The 22,903-nt window shown below is 57.8% G+C and carries 23 protein-coding genes; 20 read left to right on the top strand and 3 right to left on the bottom strand.

Translation table 11 applies throughout. The features are described 5' to 3' along the window. Positions 1-5 precede the first annotated feature (5 nt). The 8 genes from JFT86_RS15035 (at position 6) to JFT86_RS15070 (ending at position 7,573) form a co-directional block, all read left to right on the top strand. Positions 6-743, top strand: a complete 738-nt coding sequence (locus JFT86_RS15035; protein ID WP_201232369.1) for an alpha/beta hydrolase — start codon at positions 6-8, stop codon at positions 741-743. A 162-nt stretch (positions 744-905) separates the two neighbouring features. Then, the gene (locus JFT86_RS15040; RefSeq protein WP_242489488.1) at positions 906-1,247 is read left to right on the top strand and encodes a hypothetical protein; all 342 of its coding nucleotides are present in this window, start codon (positions 906-908) and stop codon (positions 1,245-1,247) included. 136 nt (positions 1,248-1,383) lie between these two features. After that, a complete protein-coding gene (locus tag JFT86_RS15045; RefSeq protein WP_201237265.1) occupies positions 1,384-2,310 on the top strand; it encodes a hypothetical protein in 927 nt (308 codons plus the stop codon). Between the two features lie 89 nt (positions 2,311-2,399). Next, a complete protein-coding gene (locus tag JFT86_RS15050; RefSeq protein WP_201237266.1) occupies positions 2,400-3,389 on the top strand; it encodes a 2-dehydro-3-deoxygalactonokinase in 990 nt (329 codons plus the stop codon). 19 nt (positions 3,390-3,408) lie between these two features. Next, entirely contained in the window at positions 3,409-4,029 is a 621-nt protein-coding gene (locus JFT86_RS15055) for a 2-dehydro-3-deoxy-6-phosphogalactonate aldolase (RefSeq protein WP_201237267.1), read from the top strand. Between the two features lie 49 nt (positions 4,030-4,078). After that, positions 4,079-5,227: a galactonate dehydratase gene (gene dgoD / locus JFT86_RS15060; protein ID WP_007908327.1), complete on the top strand. Its 1,149-nt coding sequence runs from the start codon at positions 4,079-4,081 to the stop codon at positions 5,225-5,227. Positions 5,228-5,398: 171 nt separating this feature from the next. Further along, the gene (locus JFT86_RS15065) at positions 5,399-6,709 is read left to right on the top strand and encodes an MFS transporter (RefSeq protein WP_201237268.1); all 1,311 of its coding nucleotides are present in this window, start codon (positions 5,399-5,401) and stop codon (positions 6,707-6,709) included. Between the two features lie 60 nt (positions 6,710-6,769). After that, positions 6,770-7,573 (top strand): IclR family transcriptional regulator, encoded by an 804-nt coding sequence (locus JFT86_RS15070; protein ID WP_201237269.1) that lies wholly within the window; start codon positions 6,770-6,772, stop codon positions 7,571-7,573. On the opposite strand, the gene JFT86_RS15075 is transcribed toward JFT86_RS15070, so the two are convergent. Beyond that, the gene (locus JFT86_RS15075; RefSeq protein WP_201237270.1) at positions 7,570-8,622 is read right to left on the bottom strand and encodes an NAD(P)-dependent alcohol dehydrogenase; all 1,053 of its coding nucleotides are present in this window, start codon (positions 8,620-8,622) and stop codon (positions 7,570-7,572) included. The two genes, JFT86_RS15070 and JFT86_RS15075, sit on opposite strands and share 4 nt — an antisense overlap. 191 nt (positions 8,623-8,813) lie before the next feature. Here JFT86_RS15075 and JFT86_RS15080 point away from each other — a divergent pair, with 191 nt between their 5' ends. Then, positions 8,814-9,704: an AraC family transcriptional regulator gene (locus tag JFT86_RS15080; RefSeq protein WP_103306711.1), complete on the top strand. Its 891-nt coding sequence runs from the start codon at positions 8,814-8,816 to the stop codon at positions 9,702-9,704. Between the two features lie 182 nt (positions 9,705-9,886). On the opposite strand, the gene JFT86_RS15085 is transcribed toward JFT86_RS15080, so the two are convergent. Next, the gene (locus JFT86_RS15085; protein WP_201237271.1) at positions 9,887-11,551 is read right to left on the bottom strand and encodes an electron transfer flavoprotein-ubiquinone oxidoreductase; all 1,665 of its coding nucleotides are present in this window, start codon (positions 11,549-11,551) and stop codon (positions 9,887-9,889) included. 550 nt (positions 11,552-12,101) lie between these two features. On the opposite strand from JFT86_RS15085, the gene JFT86_RS15090 reads away from it, so the two are divergent. From JFT86_RS15090 to JFT86_RS15135, 10 genes are all read left to right on the top strand, one after another. Continuing rightward, positions 12,102-12,851, top strand: coding sequence for an electron transfer flavoprotein subunit beta/FixA family protein (locus JFT86_RS15090; protein ID WP_007908338.1), 750 nt, complete (start codon positions 12,102-12,104; stop codon positions 12,849-12,851). A 2-nt stretch (positions 12,852-12,853) separates the two neighbouring features. Beyond that, positions 12,854-13,783, top strand: a complete 930-nt coding sequence (locus tag JFT86_RS15095) for an FAD-binding protein (RefSeq protein WP_201237272.1) — start codon at positions 12,854-12,856, stop codon at positions 13,781-13,783. Positions 13,784-13,863: 80 nt separating this feature from the next. Then, positions 13,864-14,685: a transporter substrate-binding domain-containing protein gene (locus tag JFT86_RS15100; RefSeq protein ID WP_201237273.1), complete on the top strand. Its 822-nt coding sequence runs from the start codon at positions 13,864-13,866 to the stop codon at positions 14,683-14,685. 9 nt (positions 14,686-14,694) lie between these two features. Continuing rightward, on the top strand, positions 14,695-15,051 hold the full coding sequence (locus JFT86_RS15105) for a DUF4398 domain-containing protein (RefSeq protein WP_201237274.1): 357 nt from the start codon (positions 14,695-14,697) through the stop codon (positions 15,049-15,051). Beyond that, positions 15,048-15,860: an OmpA family protein gene (locus JFT86_RS15110; RefSeq protein ID WP_201237275.1), complete on the top strand. Its 813-nt coding sequence runs from the start codon at positions 15,048-15,050 to the stop codon at positions 15,858-15,860. Before JFT86_RS15105 ends, JFT86_RS15110 begins: the two co-directional genes overlap by 4 nt. Before the next feature lie 201 nt (positions 15,861-16,061). Continuing rightward, positions 16,062-17,501, top strand: coding sequence for a PLP-dependent aminotransferase family protein (locus JFT86_RS15115; RefSeq protein WP_103305643.1), 1,440 nt, complete (start codon positions 16,062-16,064; stop codon positions 17,499-17,501). 78 nt (positions 17,502-17,579) lie between these two features. After that, positions 17,580-18,050, top strand: coding sequence for a translation initiation factor 2 (locus JFT86_RS15120; protein ID WP_201237276.1), 471 nt, complete (start codon positions 17,580-17,582; stop codon positions 18,048-18,050). Between the two features lie 166 nt (positions 18,051-18,216). After that, entirely contained in the window at positions 18,217-18,471 is a 255-nt protein-coding gene (locus tag JFT86_RS15125; protein WP_201237277.1) for a YkgJ family cysteine cluster protein, read from the top strand. Between the two features lie 41 nt (positions 18,472-18,512). After that, positions 18,513-19,118: an START domain-containing protein gene (locus JFT86_RS15130; RefSeq protein ID WP_201237278.1), complete on the top strand. Its 606-nt coding sequence runs from the start codon at positions 18,513-18,515 to the stop codon at positions 19,116-19,118. 316 nt (positions 19,119-19,434) lie between these two features. Continuing rightward, positions 19,435-21,528, top strand: a complete 2,094-nt coding sequence (locus tag JFT86_RS15135) for an LTA synthase family protein (protein WP_201237279.1) — start codon at positions 19,435-19,437, stop codon at positions 21,526-21,528. 73 nt (positions 21,529-21,601) lie between these two features. Here the strand turns inward: JFT86_RS15135 and JFT86_RS15140 are convergent, their stop codons facing one another. Further along, positions 21,602-21,760 carry a DUF3309 family protein gene (locus JFT86_RS15140; RefSeq protein WP_169432680.1) on the bottom strand — a complete coding sequence of 53 codons (159 nt, stop codon included), beginning with the start codon at positions 21,758-21,760 and terminating at the stop codon, positions 21,602-21,604. A 325-nt stretch (positions 21,761-22,085) separates the two neighbouring features. Here JFT86_RS15140 and JFT86_RS15145 point away from each other — a divergent pair, with 325 nt between their 5' ends. After that, positions 22,086-22,901 carry an SDR family oxidoreductase gene (locus JFT86_RS15145; protein ID WP_201237280.1) on the top strand — a complete coding sequence of 272 codons (816 nt, stop codon included), beginning with the start codon at positions 22,086-22,088 and terminating at the stop codon, positions 22,899-22,901. Positions 22,902-22,903: the final 2 nt, after the last annotated feature.

A 22,903-nucleotide genomic window follows, 5' to 3' on the forward strand; every position in this document is an offset into this window, starting at 1 on the left:
TTGATATGGCAGGAGAAAATGCGCCAGGCGTTGAGCCTTTGGCTAAAAGAGACGTGGGAAACGTTGAGTTAACCAAGCCAGAAGATAAGTGCGCCAAAGTCATTGCTATCAGCATGAAGAAAGTCTTTATCTTGTTTGTCGGTGGTGCGGGAGATCAGGAGCGTTACTACGTCAGCGGGCCAAACTGGAACGTGAGTCATGTTCGCACCAAAGTAGAGGCTGATGCTGACGCGTTATGTTATTTGTCGAAATGCGATATGAAAGCATTGGCCTATAATAAGTTCTTGACGGATGAAGATCTGGCTAAAAACGTATTGGTTGAGGTTCCTGATAAAACTACGCCTGTTTATATCATCGGGCATAGTTTGGGCGGTTGGAACGGTGCACACCTCTCCAGTGTTTTGACCGATAAGGGTTACAAAGTAAAAATGCTGATCACCATAGACCCCGTGGGGCAGGGAAAAATCGTTTACGGAATTTCAACCATTTACAGGCGAAAACCGGAACCAAAGGCAGAGTTCTGGATAAATATCCGTGCGGCGAAAATCAACAATCGAGACATATCTGATACTGTCGCGGACTTTGGTGAGCAATGGGAGATAACTTCAGGTCCCAATGTCAGTGGTCGTGTTGATGTCAACCACGCCGATGCGGATATCATGTTCGATCAAAAACTGGATGGAGGAAAGTCCGCTCGTCAACTATTGGCAGAGTCGATACTCGGCTATCTCAGGGAAAAATAAACTGTGAACAGATTTTTTTTAGCGCTTGCCGTATTACTGTGTTGCTCATGTTCCTCGAATCATGGCAGGCCAATTGCTGCGCTTGATTATAAGAGTGTTTCAATTAGCCCAAGCAGAAGTTCTTTTTTCATAAGCTTCTCAAGTAATACGGATCTGTTGGGGTTGTTTCAGTCTAAAATTGGCGAGGGACTGGTTTGTGCCTTGGGCGATGATCTGGATTTTTCCATTGGGCATTATCAGAAGCTCTACGGTAACGGTATCGTTGAGACGAGTGAAAGCGCTTCGAAAGGAAAGTATATCGCTCGGGTTATTTTTCGAGAGACCGGAGAAGTGCAGGGTAAGGAGCGTATTCTTGATGGTGATGCTCTGCGCGGAGCTTTAATGGCGAACGATTTTGTCGTATGTACCTTCAGAGTGAATACAACAAAATATAAAACCTACTTTTCGGAGTTTATGCGTATCCCTTCCAAAGACTTTCTAAAAGAACTCGTTCGATCAGAGTGACAAAGCTGACTTGTTTGCTCTCTGGATAAACAAGTCGAATTTGAGTGAGTCGCGATCGGACTGTGTATTTAGCGAGTGATCTTGAAGAGTCATTTCAGCAGTTTGAACCGTGTGCGTGATTCAGGATGAACAACGAATGAAGCGAAGTATCTACAAGGTTTTATTGGTTGCGGGTTTTTTATTGTGTTCATCATGCCTGCACCTCAATGTCCCCCCCGCCAGGCTCGAGTTTGTCTCGATCAATCACGAAAATTATTCCTACTATGACCTGCGTTTCACCTCAGACCGAAACCTGATTGATTTGTATGAGGATCATGGCCGACGAGGGCAGATCGGCACCTGGATTCATTGCTCGTTGAATGGTGATACGGATTTTTCCGTTGAGCACAAAATCGTTTTGGAAGCGTCGGGAATCGTCAGCGGCATGCGCTTGATCGAGGGCGATCGTCGGTACGAGATGTTCGCGAATATCAGCGTCGAAAATCACGCCATCAATGACGGCCACAACTACATCAGACCGGTCGAGTTGGTGCAGATCCTCAAGCCGCAGGAATACATTCCGTGCAAGGTAGCGATCACGGCATTTCCGTTCGTGGCGTATTACTCGAAAGTCATGTACATGCCTACATCGCGATTCATTGCTGCAATCGAAAATCCCCGTGTGGCACCACCGCGTATTTCCCTCAAACAATCTGATCAACCGAGATCGTTGCTGCCTCCTGCTTCCGTGTGCATCGTGCGCTGGCGCTATGAACTGGCGCTGGGATATGACCAGATCGACAGTCTCGGGCTCTGCAGTGATGTGCCCTACGCCGGCATGCTGGCCTCGTTCGCACCGAGCAAGACGAAGTTGCGGATTGTTTCAGGTTCAGAGGAAACCCCGGCACCCTTTGCGGCGTACACCATCATTCGCGGTGACGGGCGTCTGGAACCCGGAATAACTGACGAGAAAGGCCGTACGCATGAGGTCGGATCCACTGAGCACGAAACATTGAGGGTCATCATCAAAACGAGTCTTGACGTCGTTGAGCGTTGGACTCCTTGGACTAATTCAGTCCCATAATATGGGATGTAAAATTACATATTGAGATTTTCAGCTTGAGAGGTCTATAGTCCGTCGCACTCACTGCCAAAAACAAAACAGGTGAAGCGATGCAGGCGCAATTGATCGCGCTCGACTGGGGGACGACCTCCTTACGTGCTTACAAACTCGCGGCGGATGGTGTGGTGCTGGAGCAGCGTTCGCTGTCGTCCGGGATCATGCAGTTACCGAAGACGCCGCGAGTCATCAACGGTCGCGAATGCACCGACGGTTTTGAACTGGCCTTCGATCAGGCTTGCGGCGACTGGCTCGATGCGCAGCCGGATCTGCCGGTGATCGCTTGCGGCATGGTCGGCAGTGCGCAGGGCTGGCGCGAAGCGGCCTACTGCGAAACGCCGGCAAATGTCGCCAATCTCGGAAACTCCCTACAAACCGTTATCAGTCTGCGCGGCACGCAGGTGCACATCGTGCCAGGCGTGATTCAGCGTTCGCGTTTGCCGAACGTGATGCGCGGCGAAGAAACCCAAGTCCTCGGCGTCCTGCAAAATCTGCCGGTCGAGGCGGGCAGAGATCTATTGATTGGCCTGCCGGGCAGTCACTCGAAATGGGTGGAAGTGGTCAATGGCTGCATCACTCATTTCGATACGTTCATGACCGGTGAAGTGTTCGCCGTGCTCAGCGAACACAGCATTCTTGGTCGAACCCAGCAGCAAGGCGCGGCGTTCGATGGTCAGGCGTTTGACCGTGGCGTGCAGATCGCGCTGTCGGCTGACGGCGAACTCGGTGTGCTGTCGACTTTGTTCAGTGCCCGAACACTGGGCCTGACCGGTGAACTGAGCCCTACGGCGCAAGCCGATTATCTGTCCGGTCTGATGATCGGCCATGAGCTGGCAGCGCTCGCTGCCGTGCAACGTCGCCGCCGTAACAACCCGAATCTTCCTTCGATCGTCCTCATCGGCAACGCGCAACTCTGTGCGCGCTACAGCCGTGCCCTCGACGCCTGCGGTTTTGCCAAAGTGACGCTGGCCGAGCAGGCCACCGAGCGTGGTCTGTGGCAACTGGCGCTGGCCGCCGGACTGATTGATTCCTCATCCCGTTAACCCTGACTGGAGGCCTGAAATGCTCAAGCAAGCACTGGCACAAAACGGTCTGATCGCGATCCTGCGTGGCCTGCACCCGCAGGAAGCCGCCGCTGTCGGAGAAGTCCTGTATGCGGCCGGATTTCGCGTTATCGAAGTACCGCTCAATTCCCCTTCGCCGTACGAAAGCATCCGCATCCTGCGCAAGACCTTGCCCGCCGATTGCCTGATTGGCGCCGGCACGGTGTTGACCCCGGAACAGGTCGAGTTGGTGAAAGAGGCCGGCGGCCAAGTGATTGTCATGCCGCACAGCGATGCCAAGGTGTTGCGGGCAGCGAAAGCGGCGGGCCTGTACCTGTCGCCGGGCGTTGCCACGCCGACCGAAGCGTTCGCGGCGCTGGAGGAGGGTGCGGACATTCTCAAGCTGTTTCCGGCCGAGCAGATGGGCCCGGCGGTCGTCAAAGCCTGGCTCGCGGTATTGCCATCCGGAACGGTGCTGGCGCCGGTCGGCGGGATCACGCCGGACAACATGCAGGTGTTCATCGACGCCGGCGTGAAAGGTTTCGGGCTCGGCTCCGGGCTGTTCAAACCGGGCATGACGGTGGAGCAAGTGGCGGACAATGCCAAAGCCTATGTGGCCGCGTGGAAGGCTCTTCGCTAAGACTTTTTTGGCGCTGCGTGCGCTGCATCCAAATAAGAGAGACAAGCAGATGAAAATCACCAAACTCACCACTTTCATCGTGCCGCCGCGCTGGTGCTTCCTCAAGGTCGAAACCGACGAGGGCGTGACCGGTTGGGGCGAGCCCGTGGTTGAAGGCCGCGCGCACACCGTTGCTGCTGCCGTGGAAGAATTGTCCGACTACCTGATCGGCAAAGACCCACGCAACATCGAGGACATCTGGACGGTGTTGTATCGCGGCGGCTTCTACCGGGGCGGCGCCATTCACATGAGTGCGCTGGCCGGTATTGACCAGGCGCTGTGGGACATCAAGGGCAAGGCTCTCGGTGTCTCGGTCAGTGATCTGCTCGGTGGTCAGGTGCGTGACAAGATCCGCGTGTATTCGTGGATTGGTGGCGACCGTCCTGCCGACACCGCGCGTGCGGCGAAAGAGGCGGTGAGCCGGGGTTTCACCGCGGTGAAAATGAACGGCACCGAAGAGCTGCAGTTCCTCGATACCTTCGAAAAAGTCGACCTCGCCCTGGCCAACGTTGCCGCCGTGCGGGATGCGGTCGGGCCGAACGTCGGTATCGGTGTCGACTTCCATGGTCGGGTGCACAAGCCTATGGCCAAAGTGCTGATGAAGGAACTCGACCCGTACAAACTGATGTTCATCGAAGAACCGGTGCTCAGTGAAAACTACGAAGCCTTGAAAGAACTGGCGCCACTGACCAGCACGCCGATTGCTCTGGGCGAGCGGTTGTTCTCGCGTTGGGACTTTAAACGCGTGTTGAGCGAAGGCTATGTCGACATCATCCAGCCGGACGCCTCCCACGCAGGCGGCATTACCGAAACCCGCAAGATCGCCAACATGGCCGAAGCCTACGACGTCGCCCTGGCGCTGCATTGCCCTCTGGGGCCGATTGCGCTGGCGGCGTGTTTGCAACTGGACGCGGCTTGTTACAACGCGTTTATCCAGGAACAGAGTCTGGGCATCCATTACAACGAGAGCAACGATCTGCTCGACTACGTGAAGGATCCGCGCGTGTTCGATTACGACAAAGGCTTCGTGAAGATCCCCAACGGCCCGGGGCTGGGCATCGAGATCAACGAGGAATACGTGATCGAGCGAGCGGCGGTCGGCCATCGCTGGCGCAACCCGATCTGGCGCCATGCCGATGGCAGCTTTGCCGAGTGGTGAGTCCCCTCTGATTCACCACAGTTCAAATGTAGGAGTGAGCCTGCTCGCGATTCGGTGTGACATCCAGCATTGATGTGACAGACAAGGCGCTATCGCGAGCAGGCTCACTCCTACAGGGATTTGTGCAAGGCCTCAGGCCGACCTCAATAAACATAAAAAGAGGCTCTCCCCATGCAACCGCAAACCCTCACCGGGCAGGCGTCTTTAGTCACGCCCAGCCGCAAGCGGTTTTTTATCATGGTGTTGCTGTTTATCACCGTGGTCATCAACTACCTCGACCGCAGCAACCTGTCGATTGCCGCACCGGCCCTGACCACTGAGCTGGGCATCGATCCGATCCATGTCGGCCTGATCTTCTCCGCGTTCGGCTGGACTTACGCCGCGATGCAGATTCCCGGCGGCTGGCTGGTTGACCGGGTGCCGCCACGGATTCTTTATAGTGTCGCGTTGTTGCTGTGGTCGCTGGCCACGGTGATGCTTGGTTTCGCCGCCAGTTTCATCGCGCTGTTTGTGCTGCGCATGGCGGTCGGGGCGCTGGAGGCACCGGCGTATCCAATCAACAGCCGCGTGGTGACGACGTGGTTCCCTGAGCGCGAACGCGCCACGGCGATTGGCTTTTACACCTCCGGGCAGTTCGTCGGTCTGGCGTTCCTCACTCCGGTTCTGGCCTGGCTGCAACACGAGTTCGGCTGGCACATGGTCTTCGTCGCCACCGGCGCTGTGGGCATCATTTGGGCAGCCATCTGGTACGCGGTGTATCGCGAGCCACGGGATTTCAAAGGTGCCAACGAAGCAGAAATCGATCTGATCCGCGAAGGTGGCGGGCTGGTGGATATTCAGGCGGAAACGGCCAAGGTCAAAGCCAAATTCAGCTGGACCGATCTGGGCATCGTTCTGACCAAGCGCAAGTTGTGGGGCATCTATCTCGGCCAGTTCTGCCTGAACTCGACGCTGTGGTTTTTCCTGACGTGGTTTCCGACCTATCTGGTGAAATATCGCGGGATGGACTTCATCAAGTCCGGCCTGTTGGCGTCGCTGCCGTTTCTTGCCGCGTTTGTCGGCGTGCTGTGTTCGGGGTTCTTCTCCGACTTTTTGATTCGTCGTGGCTACACCGTGGGTTTTGCGCGCAAATTGCCGATCATTGGCGGCTTGCTGATTTCCACTTCGATCATCGGTGCCAACTTCGTCGAGTCGACGCCGTTGGTGATTGCCTTTCTGGCGCTGGCGTTTTTTGGTAACGGTCTTGCCTCGATCACCTGGTCGCTGGTCTCGACACTGGCACCGGCACGTCTGCTCGGGTTGACGGGTGGGGTGTTCAATTTCATCGGCAACCTGTCGGCTATTGCCACGCCGATCGTGATCGGCTTCCTCGCCAGCGGTGATTCGTTTGCCCCGGCGATCACCTATATCGCGGTTCTTGCACTGATTGGCGCTTTGTCCTACGTGCTGCTGGTGGGCAAGGTCGAGCGTATCGAGTTGTAGTGCTCTGCGTCGGGCGACCATAATGCCGCCCGTTCCCTCGCTCAACGGTAAAGGCTGGATATGCAGGAAGACGCCCCGGAAAAAACCAAGGACGCCGCGCCCACCGGCACTCAGACGCTATTGCGCGGATTGGGTGTGGTGCAGGCCGTCGCCAGTGGCGCCCGCGATCTCAAGGAGATTGCCCGCCTGATCGGCACCACGCGCAGCACCACCCATCGCCTGGCCAGTTGTCTGGTGGATGAGCGTTACCTTCGCGTGGTGCCGCAAGTCGGTTATCTGCTGGGGCCGAAGCTGATCGAGCTGGGTTTCCAGGCTCGCGAAGAGTTGCCGCTGGTGAGCCTTGCCGGACCGTATCTGGACGAGTTGTCGGCATTGACCGGTGACACCGTTCATTTAGGTATTCGTGAAGGCGACGAAGTGCTGTATCTGCTGAAGAATCCAGGGCGCAACGGCCCGGAAATGCGCTCGCGGGTCGGCCATCGCATGCCGCTGGCACGGACCGGGATCGGTAAGGCGTTGATGCTGGATGACGCGCCGCAGGACTGGCAGCGTCTATACGACATCAGCCTGCCGGCGGGTGGGAAAAGTCAGTTCTGGCCGCAGCATCCCCAGCAGTCGTGGGAACAGCTTGAACAACGCATGACCGAATACGTCGCCGGTGGCTACGCCTTCGATCTGGAAGACAACGAACCGTCGATCCGCTGCGTGGCGGCGCCGATCCGGGATGCGAGCAAGGGCATCGTGGCGGCGATCAGTATCGCCAGCACCGTGCCGTACATGCCGCTGGAAAAAATGGCCGAGCTGATTCCCCTGATCAAAGGGGTCACAGCCCGGCTCTCGGCGGAACTCGGTCTGAAGATTTAAACCTTGAGCGTCGCCATGTCGATCACGAAACGGTACTTCACGTCGCCGGCGATCATGCGGGCGTAAGCCTCGTTGATCTGGCGGATGTCGAGCATTTCGATGTCGCAGGTGATGTGGTGTTCGGCGCAGAAATCCAGCACCTCCTGGGTTTCGGCGATGCCGCCGATCAGCGAGCCGGCCAACACGCGACGGCCCAGTACCAGGTTGGCGGCGTGTACGGGCGGATCAATCGGCTCGATCAGACCGACCAGAATATGCACGCCGTCGAAGCGCAGGGTTTCGAGGTACGGGTTGAGGTCGTGCTGTACCGGAATGGTGTCGAGCAGGAAATCAAAACGCCCGGCCGCGGCTTTCATCTGATCGGCATCCGTCGACACGATCACATGATCGGCGCCTTGGCGGCGACCTTCTTCAGCCTTGCTCGCCGAGCGGGTGAACAGCGTGACTTCGGCGCCCATGGCCTTGGCGAACTTGATGCCCATGTGGCCGAGGCCGCCCATGCCGAGAATCCCGACCTTGTCGCCGGCCTTGACGCCGTAGTGCTTGAGCGGCGAGTAGGTGGTGATGCCGGCGCAGAGGATGGGCGCGGCGCTGGCCAGGTCGAGTTTTTCCGGGATGCGCACGACGAAGTGCTCGCTGACGACGATGCTGTCGGAGTAACCGCCCATGGTGTTGCTGCCATCGACCCGGTCCGGAGTGGCGTAGGTCATGGTCGGGCCTTCGAGGCAGTATTGCTCAAGGTTCTGCTGGCAGGCATCGCAGGTGCGGCAAGAGTCGACCATGCAGCCAACACCGACCAGATCGCCTACCTTGTGTAGGGTGACATTCGCACCGATTGCGGTGACTTTTCCGACGATCTCATGGCCGGGCATCAACGGATAAACGGCGATACCCCATTCGTTGCGCGCCTGGTGGATGTCGGAGTGGCAGACGCCGCAGTAGAGAATTTCGATGGCGACGTCGTCGGCGCGAGGACTGCGGCGTTCGAACTTCATCGGGGCGAGGGGAGTGGTGGCCGATTGGGCGGCATAGCCGATGGCGGTGTACATGAGGAACCTCGCAAAAGCAGTGACAAGTGAGGCGGCGCATTCTGGGCGCCGTCCGGCTGTCCGGCCATGACGATTCCTCCGGGTCTCATGCCTAATCCTCCGGCATGCGGGTTTGCCCGGTCGCATTGGCGAAAGGATCTGCGATGATGGTTTCGTGCCTTTTTCCGTGTCTTTTTCTGTGAAGTGTCTTGATGCAATTAACCCGTCACCTTGATGCCAATGCCACCCTGGTTTCGTTGATCGAACCACTGGCGCTACGCGATGGTTACAGCCAGACCGGGCTGCCCGGTGTGCAAGTGTTGCGCGCCAGTTGTGACGTCGCCCGTGGCCCGCATATTTATGAACCGAGCCTGATGATCATTGCCCAGGGCAGCAAACTGGCGTTCCTCGGCCCCCGGACCATGGAATATGGCGCGGGGCATTATCTGATTCAGGCATTGCCGGTGCCTTTTGAGTGCGAAACTTTTGCCTTGCCGGATGCGCCATTACTCGGCGTGTCGGTGGCAATCGATCGGGTCTTGCTTGGCGAATTGGTGCTGGCGATGGGGCTGGCGCCGGGGCGGCATATTCCGGCGCAGACGCCGGAGTCGATGACTTCGGTGGTGCTCGACGATGACATGCGCGGGTGTGTCGAGCGCTTGCTGAGTTGTCTGCACGATCCGCTGGAGTGCCAGATTCTCGGGCCGGCGCGGGTGCGTGAATTGCTGTTTACCGCGTTGCGTGGGCCGCAGGCCGATGTGTTGCGCGCGCTGGTCGAGCAGCAGGGGCAGTTTGCGCGGGTCGCCGCGTCGATCAGTCATTTGCATGCGCATTACACCGAGCCGTTGAACGTCGAGACCCTCGCCGGTTGCGCGAACATGAGCATTTCGACGTTTCATGAGCACTTCAAACGCAGCACATTGTTGTCGCCGGTGCAGTATCTGAAACGCTTGCGGTTGCTCAAGGCGCAGACGTTGCTGGTGGCGGAGGGACTGGGCGTGGCGCAGGTGGCGCATCGGGTGGGGTATCAAAGTACGTCGCAGTTCAGTCGCGAATACAAACGCTACTTCGAGCGCAGCCCGGGCGATGAACGCGCCGCCTGAGGATTTACACAAACCTTGTGGGAGCTGGCTTGCCAGCGATGAAGCCGGCACATTCAACATGGACGCGCCTGATCCACCGCCATCGCTGGCAAGCCAGCTCCCACAGGTATTGATGTGATGCACTGAATTGCGGGCAACAAAAAGGCCCCCGATTCGGGAGCCTTGTTGTTCAGCGGTTCGACTTACATATTCGGGTAAGTCGGGCCGCCGGCGCCTTCCGGCGTGACCCAGGTGATGTTCTGCGAAGGGTCCTTGATGTCACAGGTCTTGCAGTGCACGCAGTTCTGGGCGTTGATCTGGAAGCGCTTTTCGCCGTCTTCCTTGGTGATCACTTCGTATACGCCGGCCGGGCAGTAGCGCTGCGCCGGTTCGTCGTACAGCGGCAGGTTCTTGCTGATCGGGATGCTCGGGTCGGTCAGCTTGAGGTGGCAAGGTTGTTCTTCTTCGTGGTTGGTACCGGAGATGAACACCGAGCTGAGTTTGTCGAAGCTGAGTTTGCCGTCCGGTTTCGGGTAGTCGATCTTCTTGCAGTCCGCCGCCAGCTTCAGGCAAGCGTAATCCGGCTTGGTGTCGTGCAGGGTGAACGGCAGTTTGCCGCCGAAGATGTTCTGGTCCAGCCAGTTGAAACCGCCACCCACAATGGCGCCGAACTTGTGGATCGCCGGGCCGAAGTTACGGCTGGCGAACAGTTCGTCGTAGAGCCAGCTCTTCTTGAACGCGTCGACGTAAGTGGTCAGTTCTTCGCTGCCGTCCTTCTCGGCGAACAGCGCCTCAGCCACCGACTCAGCGGCGAGCATGCCGGACTTCATCGCGGTGTGGCTGCCTTTGATCTTGGCGAAGTTCAGGGTGCCGAGGTCGCAACCGATCAGCGCACCGCCCTTGAAGACCATTTTCGGCAGCGAGTTCAGGCCACCCTTGCAGATTGCGCGGGCGCCATAGCTGATGCGCTTGCCGCCTTCCAGATACTGAGCCAGCACCGGGTGATGCTTGAGGCGCTGGAACTCGTCGAATGGCGACAGGTAAGTGTTGCTGTAGGACAGGTCAACGATCAGACCAACTACCACCTGGTTGTTTTCCAGGTGATAGAGGAACGAGCCGCCAGTGTTCTCGGTGCCCATGATGTCCAGCGGCCAACCGGCGGTGTGCACCACCAGGCCTGGCTGATGTTTGGCCGGGTCGATTTCCCAGATTTCTTTCAGGCCGATGCCGTAATGCTGGGTGTCGGCATCGCTGTCGAGGTTGAAGCGCTTGATCAGTTGCTTGCCGATGTGGCCACGGCAACCTTCGGCGAACAGCGTGTATTTGCCACGCAGTTCCATGCCCGGGGTGTACAGGCCTTCTTTCGGGTTGCCTTCACGGTCGACGCCCAGATCACCGGTGATGATCCCGCGCACGATGCCGCTTTCGTCGATCAACGCTTCCTGAGCGGCGAAGCCCGGGTAGATTTCCACACCGAGGTTCTCGGCCTGCTGGGCCACCCAGCGGCACAGGTTGCCCAGGGAAATAATGTAGTTGCCTTCGTTGTGCATGGTCTTGGGCACAAAGAAGTCAGGAATCTTCTGCGCGCTTTCGGCGTTTTTCAGCACGAAAATGTCGTCGCGGGTGACCGGGGTGTTCAGCGGCGCGCCGAGTTCTTTCCAGTCCGGGAACAACTCGTTCAGGGCACGAGGTTCGAATACAGCACCGGACAGGATGTGTGCGCCGACTTCGGAGCCTTTTTCGACCACGCAGACGCTGATTTCCTTACCGGCTTCGGCGGCCTTCTGCTTCAGACGGCAGGCGGCGGACAGGCCAGCGGGGCCGGCACCGACGATGACCACGTCGAATTCCATGTATTCGCGTTCCACAGGCTATCTCCTACTCAAGGCTCAACAGTTTTTTTTCTAATTTGGAGGTTTGATGTCGCATCCGTTATGCCTTTACGTTAACGTCAAGGGGGATAAAGGAGAAGCCACCTTTCTCTCTAGGGGGCGCATTATATCTACACCACTCCGAGCGTCCAATACAAACGTTTGTTTGAATTGGCTCCAGCCCAGAGAAATCAAAGAAGCGCGGCTTATGAACGACCATTTTGCCGTATTGACCGGAATAGGCGTTCCGGTCAAGATACGGGCGGTTTTGCGCTCGTCGTAGGCAGACTGGCGGTTTCAAGAGCACCTCTAAAGACAGGGCACAGGCAGTAGAAGGTGATGCGCAGCGCAGGTCCGGCGCGCAGTTTACACAGCGTGAAGATCCATGACTTGTCGGTCACCACTGACGAACGGTCACAGCGCTTCGCAACGTGAATCACCCCGCACCCAGGTCGGCGTTTTTAGAGGTGCCCTTTTAGCCTGATGAGCATCAACCGCCAGGTTCGCCTAGGCGACTTTCTTTTCACCGGAGAGTAACGAGGAATCCATGAAGGTTCTTGTAGCTGTCAAACGCGTTGTGGATTACAACGTCAAGGTTCGCGTCAAGGCGGACAATTCCGGCGTCGATCTCGCCAACGTCAAGATGTCGATGAACCCGTTCTGCGAAATCGCAGTGGAAGAAGCCGTACGCCTGAAAGAGAAGGGTGTTGCGACTGAAATCGTCGTCGTCTCCATCGGCCCGACCACCGCTCAGGAGCAGCTGCGTACCGCACTGGCTCTGGGTGCCGACCGTGCCATCCTCGTCGAATCCGCTGAAGATCTGACCTCGCTCGCCGTGGCCAAGCTGCTCAAGGCTGTGGTCGACAAGGAACAGCCTCAGCTGGTGATCCTCGGCAAGCAGGCCATCGACAGCGACAACAACCAGACCGGCCAGATGCTCGCTGCACTGAGCGGCTACGGTCAGGGTACGTTCGCTTCGAAAGTCGAAGTCTCCGGTGACAGCGTTGCCGTGACCCGCGAAATCGACGGCGGCGCGCAAACCGTTTCCCTGAAACTGCCAGCGATCGTCACCACCGACCTGCGTTTGAACGAGCCGCGTTATGCGTCCCTGCCAAACATCATGAAAGCCAAGAAGAAGCCTCTCGAAGTGCTGACTCCGGACGCTTTGGGCGTTTCCACCGCCTCCACCAACAAGACCCTGAAAGTCGAAGCGCCGGCTGCACGCAGCGCGGGTATCAAGGTCAAGTCGGTGGCTGAACTGGTCGAGAAACTGAAAAACGAAGCGAAGGTAATCTAATCATGACTATCTTGGTAATCGCCGAACACGACAACAAGGTGCTGGCTCCGGCCACCCTGAACACCGTTGCTGCCGCTGCCAAAATCGGTGGCGACATCCACGTTCTGGTTGCCGGTCAAGGTGCTGGCGCCGTGGCTGAAGCCGCTGCGAAAATCGCTGGCGTGAGCAAAGTCCTCAACGCTGACAACGCCGCTTACGCGCATCAGCTGCCGGAAAACGTTGCTCCGCTGGTTGCAGAGTTGGGCAAGGGCTACAGCCACATCCTGGCTGCCGCGACTTCCAACGGCAAAAACATCCTGCCGCGCGTTGCCGCTGCGCTGGACGTTGACCAGATCTCCGAGATCATCTCGGTCGAAAGCGCTGACACTTTCAAGCGTCCGATCTACGCCGGTAACGCTATCGCTACCGTGCAATCGACCGCTGCAATCAAAGTGATCACCGTGCGTGCCACCGGTTTCGACCCGGTCGCTGCTGAAGGTGGTTCGGCTGCTGTTGAAGCCGTTGCTGCTGCGCACGACGCTGGCACCTCGAGCTTCGTCGGCGAAGAGCTCGCCAAGTCTGATCGTCCAGAGCTGACCGCTGCCAAGATCGTCGTTTCCGGCGGCCGCGGCATGCAGAACGGCGACAACTTCAAACACCTGTACGCCCTGGCCGACAAGCTGGGCGCTGCCGTCGGTGCTTCGCGCGCTGCGGTCGACGCAGGTTTCGTACCGAACGACATGCAGGTCGGTCAGACCGGCAAGATCGTTGCACCACAGCTGTACATCGCCGTCGGTATCTCCGGCGCGATCCAGCACCTGGCCGGTATGAAAGACTCCAAAGTGATCGTTGCGATCAACAAGGACGAAGAAGCGCCGATCTTCCAGGTGGCCGATTACGGTCTCGTGGCTGATCTGTTCGAAGCGGTACCTGAGCTGGAGAAGCTGGTCTAATCCAGCGGCTTCACTTATAAAGAGCCCGACCTTTTGGTCGGGCTTTTTTTTGACTCGGATTTGAGCGGGAGCGTTTTGCCATGGATCTGCGCCGCAGGTTGTTATTAGGATTGATCCTCTTGCCGGGGATGGCCACGGCTGCCGGCAAGTGCGAGCGCCTCGTCGTCACCGGCAGCCCGGACGCGCCGCCGTACCTGTGGCAAGACCCGCAGAATCCCAAGCAACTGATCGGTGCCAGCGCCGACCTGTTGCAGCAAGTGGCCAAGGACCTCGGCATCAAGGTCGAGTTGCTCTACGCGGGCAAACGCTCCCAGGCGCTCGATGAAGTGCGCAGCGGCCGCATGGACATGCTGGCTGATGCGCCGCTGGCCTTCACTGAGCTGGAAAATCTCGACTACATCCATCCGCCACTGCTGGAAAACGACTATCTGGTGTGGACCCGCAAGGGCTCGACGCTGGTTTACAGCGAAGCCCGCGATCTGCACGGTCATACCGGTGGCTTGTCGGAAAAGTCTCGGATGACCCAGACATTCGGCACTTTTGCCGAGCAGAATCTGACCCTGACCCGCACAGCAAATCTCACTCAGGCCTTTCAGAAATTGCTCCTGGGTGAAGTGGAATATGTACTCGCCGGTCGCTACTCCGGCATGGCCGCCGCGCAGTCATTGGGTATGGCCAATGACCTGCTGGCATTTGAGCAACCCATCGATCGGCCGGGGCTGTTCCTCGCGGTTTCCCACAACTCGGCATGCAACGATCCGTGGTTGCGCGGACAGTTGGCCAAAAAGATGACAGAATTGCCCGCGTCCGGACTGACGGAAGCCGCGCTGCAACGCAACATCGAGCGCTGGAAGGCGCAGCAGCAACAGCCGCAACAACCTGTCAGTGCCCCAAAACAGTAGGGATTCTTAGTGAGTATTCGACCTCTTTTCGCGGCTGTGGCCGTTCTGGCCATGGCCGGTTGCGCGACCGATCCGGCACCCGTTGAACAAATGCGCCTGACCGAACAGACCATCACCCAGGCCAAGGCCGTGGGCGCCACCGCTGATGACGTGCCGGAAATGAAACTGGCCGAAACCAAGTACAACCGCGCCAAAGGCAACATGGCCGACGAGTCCTACCGCAATGCGCGCATGCGTGCCGAACAGGCTGAGCTGGATGCGCGTCTGGCAGAAGCCAAAGTGCTGACCCAAAAGAGCGAAGAACAGGTGAATGTGCTCAACACCCGCATCGCCCGTTTGCGCAAGCAGTTGGGAGATGCCCAATGAGCCTCAAGTCCAAAGTTCTCGGTGGTCTGATTCTCGCCGGTTGCGCCAGCCTGTACGGCTGCGCCGGCCAACACAGCGAATCCGCCCTGCAAGAGGCCAGTGCCGACTTCCAGAAGGTCAAGGAAGACTCCAATGTGCTGCGCATCGCGCCAAAAGATGTAATTCGCGCCGGTGAGTCCCTGGCCCGAGCCGATCGCCTGTCCACTTACTGGGGCAGCGGTTCGGACGTGGTGCACTACGCCTACCTGAGTCAGCGCTACAGTGAAATCGCCCGCGAGCACACCAATCAGGTACTCAACGAAGAACACGCAGCCAAACTCGAACTGGAGCGGCAGCGTCTGCAACTGGCCCTGCGTGAATCGAAACTGCTGAGCGTGCAGCAACAAGGCAAATGGCTCGAAGAGCAGATCGTTGCGCTGGCCACCACGCAGACTGACCGCGGTCTGGTGATGACCCTCGGTGATGTGCTGTTCGACACCGGTGAAGCGGAGCTGAAAAACTCGGCCAATCGCGTGGTCCTGAAGATCGTGCAGTTCCTGCAGTTGAACCCGAAACGCGTGGTACGCATCGAGGGCTACACCGACAGCACCGGCGGTAAACAGGAAAATCTCAAGCTGTCCCGTGACCGCGCGCAATCGGTGGCCGATGTGCTGACGGATCTGGGCATCGACGAAAAACGCATTCAGGTCGAGGGTTACGGCGACGAATACCCGGTGGACGCCAACGCTTCCGAGCGTGGACGCGCCCAGAACCGTCGAGTGGAAATTGTCTTCTCCGACGAAAAAGGCCAGCTCGGCGCCGCCCGCTAAGGGTTGCGTCTCTGGAAAGCCCGGACTGTCATGCAGTGCCGGGCTTTTTTACGTCTGTCGAATAGCTCGCAATTCAATACAGTTGTGGCAGACACTGCACTGTATGGTCGACTAGAGTGACAACTGTCCCAGTACACTTCTAAACTGTTCCGGTATTGTTTCACACAAGAATAAAATGCCCGTGAAATCGAGTGCTGCGTCATGACCAATCTCTTGCTCTACCAACGTATTGCTCAGCAACTGGCCGAAGACATTCGCCGTGGTGTCTATCAACCAGGGGAGCGCGTGCCTTCGGTGCGCAAGATGAGTTCGCAGCTCAACGTCAGTCATGCGACGGTGTTGCAGGCTTACGCCAACCTCGAGGATCAGGGGCTGATTCGCGCGCGGCCGCAGTCCGGTTATTACGTGCATCAGACGCCTGCCCTGACGGCACCGACGCCGGATATCGCCCGTGTCGAACGGCCGGGCCTGGTCACGCGCAGCAGCATTATTCAGCAGGTGTTGGTCGAGTCGCGGCGCGAAGGTGTGTTCCCGTTGGGCGCCGCCGTACCGAGCGTTGATTATTTGCCGGTGCGCGCACTGCATCAGCAATTGGCCAAAGTCACGCGTTTCCACAGCCCGCGGGCCTTCAGCTACATGTTCAGCCCCGGTTTCGAACCGTTGCGTCGACAAGTGGCGATCCGCATGCGCGACGCCGGCGTGGTGGTTGATCCCTCCGAAGTGGTAATTACCCACGGCTGCGTCGATGCCTTGCAGATGTCGTTGCGCGTGCTGACCCGCCCGGGCGATCTGATCGCCGCCGAATCACCGACCTATTACGGTCTGCTGCAACTGGCCGACCTGTTGGGCCTGAAAGTCATCGAAATCCCCAGTGATCCCGCCACCGGCATGAGCCTCGAAGCGCTACAACTGGCTGCGAACCAGTGGTCGATCAAAGCGCTGGTGTTGACCACGCGCCTGAGCAATCCGTTGGGCGGCACCATGCCCGAAGAGCGCCAGAAACAACTGCTGCGCCTGGCCTCGGACTTCGATATCCAGATCGTCGAAGACGACATCTATGGCGAGTTGATGTTCGAACAAGGGCGCACCAAGGCGCTCAAGGCCTACGACCGGCTGGATCGGGTGATCTACTGTTCGAGTTTCTCTAAAACCCTGTCGCCCGGTGTGCGCATTGGCTGGATGATTGCCGGCAAGTATCAGCAGGAAATTCAGCGCTTGCAGACCTTCAGCACGCATTCGGCGTGCAGCGTTACGCAGATGGCTATCGCCGCCTATCTGGAAAACGGTGGTTATGACCGGCATTTACGGTACATCCGCCAGGAATACCGAAAAAACCTCAGTGCCTTCCAGTTGGCGGTGCAGCAGTACTTCCCCGAAGGCACGCAAATGACCCGGCCCACGGGCGGTTTCATCCTTTGGGTGAGTCTGCCGGGGCGAGTCAATACGCAGGAATTGCATGTCCGTGCATTGCAGCAGGGCATCAGCATCGCACCGGGGCTGATCTTCAGTAACACCGAGCAATTCAACCACTGTATCCGCCTGAATTGCGGCATTCCGTGGAACCGTGAGGCGGAGCGGGCGTTGATGACGCTTGGCCTGCTGGCAACCCAACTGTGCCAGGAAACGGCCGGCGGATTCTGAACGAGCGGTGGGTCAGGCTTGTCTTGTGGCGTCCAACAAGCGAGCATATGGCCCTCTGCCGTTAGTGTCGTTGGGTCCATGAAAGCGATTTTTTCTGCCGCTGGTTTTTTGCTCTGTTTGCTGATGATCAGTCATGCGCCGGGTGTCATGGCGGCTGCGGCTCAGGAAAAACCGGCAGCGACGACCACCGCGAAAAAATCCGCAGTAGCTGAAAAGGCTGCACCAGCGAAGAAAACGCAGCAGAAAGTCGTTAAAAAACGCGCCCCGATTGCCTCCAAGTCGAAACCTGCCAGCGAAGTGGTAAAAACCAAATTGCCGCCAGCCAAACTGGACTTGAGCCTGCCCAAGGACATGGTCCAGGAGCTGAAACCGCCTGGCACCGTGGTCCTGCCTAAACGCGAACCGATCCTGCCGCAGTTTTTTGGCGAGAAAAACAGCGGATTCCAGCTCAACGGCCGTTTGCTCAGCAACGAAATGCAGTTGCAACTGCGCAACGAAGAGCGCCGGGAAGTGGAAGGTGCGGCGCTGGATTTCGAATTCAAGCAGTAAATGCCATGCATCTGTGACCCGCAGACCAGACGCTTTGTCGGAGACTGGTCAGTCACATTCACTTATCGGTAAAAACCCCGGTTCAGGGAATTTTAAACAGTCGTTTTAGCGGTTACTCTGTTCCGCGTCCCTTTTACACATCGCCCGTCGCGAGGAATTGTTCGTCATGAAATGCCGTGAAGGCTGTGGCGCTTGCTGCATTGCCCCTTCCATCAGTTCGCCGATTCCCGGCATGCCTGATGGCAAACCTGCCGGCGAACGTTGCGTGCAACTCTCGGTCGAAAACCTGTGCAGCATTTTCGGCCGACCGGAGCGCCCGGCAGTCTGTTCCGGCTTCGCTGCTGATGTCGAAGTCTGTGGCAGCAGTTCGGAAGAAGCGATCAGATTGCTCGGCTGGTGGGAGCAAATGACGGCGGCGTGATGTGTCAAACGAACGGAACTTCAACAATAAGGAATAAGACTATGGGTTCGCTGCATCGTATCGCTGTGTTGTGTGGTTTGACCGCCGTGCTGGCCACTTCCGCTGCTCAGGCTGAAGACTGGAAAGTCGCCAAGAACGAGGAGGGCATCAAGGTGTCCCTGAGCGAAGTGCCGGGTTCGGACTACAAGTCCTATCAAGGCGTCGCGCTGATGAAGACCACCATTGCCAAACTGCGCGCATTGCAGGAAGACGTTTCCGGCGCCTGTGCCTGGATTCACGAGTGCAAGACCCAGAAATTGCTCAAGCACGAAGGCGATCAGAGCTGGACCTACACCCAATTCAACACGCCGTGGCCTGTCACCCCGCGTGATTCGGTATTGCACATCACCACCGTGGAAGGCGCCGATGGCAGCCTGACCCGTAATCTTGAAGGTGTGCCGAAATACATTCCGGAAGAAAAAGGCTTTGTTCGCGTTGCTCAGGTCAAAGGTTTCTGGAAGTTCGTACCGAAAGGCGATCAGGTTGAAGTGACTTATCAAGTGCACACCGAGCCAGGCGGCAGCGTCCCGGCAATGGTCGCCAACAAGTTTGTGGTTGATGCACCGTTCAACACACTGAAAGCCCTGAAAGAACGCGCCGAGAAGTAATCGTCGCGCAGACAGCCAAACGCCCCGATCCAGTCGGGGCGTTTTGTTTTGTATCTATATTGTGTTTCCAGATATGCGTTGAACGAAATTTTCACAACACGTTCCAGACAATTCGCCCGCGCTGTTTGCACGCTGTCCCGGTCTGCCGCCGCTTTAAATGAAAGTGTCGGAGGGCAGGGCAGTAATCAATGGCAATGGTGCGGGTGATCGTGCAACATTTGCGCACCGCGCACGCCCCGGGGTCTGGAATGACCAATAGAGGGCATGGCGCCGCTGTATTTTTGCAACTTCAACTTCCAATGGGTCCTAAAACGACATGGCAAACCCGGACGCCCTGAATCAGCAGCGATCTTCTGCTCGCCTGCTGCAACCGACCGTCAAATCGCATCTGGCCTACACGCTGCTTTGTGCATTGGTCATGATGGTGATGTTTTCCGTGCTGCGCCTCGCGCTGCTGGTCTACAACCGCGAGATGATCCTCGACACCCCGGCTTCGACTTTCCTCGAAGCCTTCGCCAACGGCCTGCGTTTCGACCTGCGCCTGGTGGTTTACGTCTGCATTCCGCTGGTACTCGCACTGTTCAGTGCCCGCGCCATGGCTGCACGCGGCTTCTTCCGTCTGTGGCTGACGATTGCCTCGAGTATCGCGCTGTTCCTCGGCCTGATGGAGATGGACTTCTATCGCGAGTTCCACCAGCGCCTCAACGGTCTGGTGTTCCAGTACGTGAAAGAAGATCCGAAAACCGTGATGAGCATGCTCTGGTACGGTTTTCCGGTGGTTCGCTATCTGCTGGCCTGGGTCATCGGCACCGTCATTCTGACCCTGGCGTTCAAAGGCGCCGACCGTGCCACGCGTCCGCGCGGGCCGTTCAGTGGCGGCAGCGTCAGCACCCGTCAGGTGGCACCGTGGTACACACGCCTTGCGGTATTCGTGGTCTGCCTGCTGATCTGCGTGGTCGCCGCTCGTGGCACTCTGCGTCAAGGCCCGCCAATGCGTTGGGGTGACGTCTACACCACCGACTCGAACTTCGCCAACCAGCTCGGTCTCAACGGTACGCTGTCGCTGATCGCCGCCGCCAAGGACCGCATGGGCGAAGATCGCGACAACATCTGGAAAGCCACGCTGCCGCAAGAACAAGCGCAGAAAGTCGTGCGTGACATGCTGCTGATGCCGGACGACAAACTGGTCGATGCCGACATCGCCGCCGTGCGCCGTGACTACACGCCGCCAGCCGACAAGACCCTGCCGATCAAGAACGTCGTGGTAATCCTGATGGAAAGCATGGCCGGTCATTCGGTCGGCGCCTTGGGTGCACCGGGCAACATCACGCCATACCTGGACAAACTGTCGAAGGAAGGCCTGCTGTTCGACCGCTTCTTCTCCAACGGTACGCACACCCACCAGGGTATGTTCGCGACAATGGCCTGCTTCCCCAACCTGCCAGGTTTCGAATACCTGATGCAGACCCCGGAAGGCAGCCACAAACTGTCCGGTCTGCCGCAGTTGCTCAGCGCCCGTGACTACGACGACGTGTACGTCTACAACGGTGACTTCGCCTGGGACAACCAGTCGGGCTTCTTCAGCAACCAGGGCATGACCAACTTCGTTGGCCGTAACGACTTCGTCAACCCGGTGTTCTCCGATCCGACCTGGGGCGTGTCCGACCAGGACATGTTTGACCGTGGCTTGGTCGAGCTGAAGGCGCGGGAAAACGGCAAGCCGTTCTACGCACTGCTGCAAACCCTGTCCAACCACACGCCGTACGCGTTGCCGACGCCATTGCCGGTCGAGCGCGTGACCGACCGCGGTTCGCTTAACGAACACTTGACCGCGATGCGTTACGCCGACTGGGCATTGGGTCAGTTCTTCGAGAAGGCGCGTAAAGAGCCGTACTTCAAGGAAACCCTGTTCGTCATCGTCGGCGACCACGGTTTTGGCAACGAACGCCAGATTACTGAAATGGACCTGGGCCGCTTCAACGTGCCGATGCTGATGATTGCCCCGGGCATTCAGGAGAAGTTCGGTACGCGTGACCACACCGTGGGTACGCAGATCGACATCGTGCCGACCATCATGGGCCGTCTGGGTGGCGAAGTGCGTCATCAGTGCTGGGGCCGTGACTTGCTCAACCTGCCGGAAGGCGACACCGGTTTCGGTGTGATCAAACCGTCGGGCAGCGAGCAGACCACCGCCATCGTCACTGCTGACGAGATCCTCGTACTGCCGAAAGAGAAGGAAATGGCACCGAAGATCTGGAAGTACCAACTGGGTGCCAACCCGAGTGCCGAAGTCGTTCCGGACGCACCGCGCACCGCCGAGTTGAAACTCAAGCTGGAATCGTTCCTGCAAACGGCGACCAAGAGCCTGATGGACAACACTGCCGGCGTGATTAACGGCAAGCCGGACTGATTGCTCGTTAGAGCAAAGTCCGCGCAATAAAAAAGAGGCCCTGAACAGGGCCTCTTTTTTTATGCCGGAATCTTTATATCCGACCGAGTAACAACAGCACCAACAGCACGACCAACACCACGCCGATAATGCCCGAAGGGCCATAACCCCAACTTCTGGAGTGCGGGAAGACCGGCAGACCACCGATCAGCAACAGGATCAGGATAATGATAAGAATTGTGCCCATGTCGATTTCCTTGTTGATTGTGTTCGAGAAGTCTTGCTGTTCAAGGGGCGACTGGAGACTAAGTAATTCCAGACGGCTTACAAAATCCGACTGGTGCGAATGAGCGAAAATTCAATGTTTTTTTAATGTATTTGGATTACTCGCTTATTTCCTTTACAGCGACAGATCAAAAGATCGCAGCCTGCGGCAGCTCCTACACGAGTTCACTAGTAGGAGCTGCCGAAGGCTGCGATCTTTTGATCCTGTATTCAGCATTCTGATGGAGCGTGGGATACCAAAGATCCTTCGCTACACTCGGCTGATCTTCCCCAGAACAACAAGGCTGTCCGCTATGCAAAATCGCATGATGATCACTGGTGCAGGCTCGGGCCTGGGTCGCGAAATCGCGCTGCGCTGGGCGCGTGAAGGCTGGCGACTGGCCTTGTCGGATGTCAGTGAACCCGGCCTGCAGGAAACCCTGAAAATGGTCCGCGAGGCGGGCGGCGATGGCTTCATCCAGCGCTGCGATGTGCGTGATTACAGCCAACTCACCGCATTCGCCCAGGCCTGCGAACAGAACTTCGGCGGCATCGACATCATCGTCAATAACGCCGGCGTCGCCTCGGGCGGGTTCTTCAGCGAACTGTCGCTGGAGGACTGGGACTGGCAGATCGCGATCAACCTGATGGGCGTGGTCAAGGGCTGCAAAGCGTTCTTGCCACTGCTTGAACAAAGCAAAGGCAAGATCATCAACATCGCTTCCATGGCGGCGCTGATGCAAGGCCCGGCGATGAGCAACTACAACGTGGCCAAGGCTGGCGTGGTGGCATTGTCGGAAAGTCTGCTGATCGAACTGGCGCAACAGGAAGTTGGCGTGCACGTTGTTTGCCCGTCGTTCTTCCAGACCAATCTGCTCGACTCTTTCCGTGGACCGACCCCGGCCATGAAAGCTCAGGTCGGCAAACTGCTGGAAAGTTCGCCGATCACTGCCGCGGACATTGCCGACTACATCTATCAGCAAGTGGCCGCCGGCGAATTCATGATCCTGCCGCATGAGCAGGGCCGCATGGCCTGGGCGATCAAGCAGAAAAACCCGCAACTGCTCTACAACGAAATGACCGCCATGGCGGAAAAAATGCGTGCCAAGGCCAAGCAGAGCAATAGCTGACC

This window comes from Pseudomonas sp. TH06 (genome assembly GCF_016651305.1).
In the GTDB taxonomy this organism is placed as follows: domain Bacteria; phylum Pseudomonadota; class Gammaproteobacteria; order Pseudomonadales; family Pseudomonadaceae; genus Aquipseudomonas.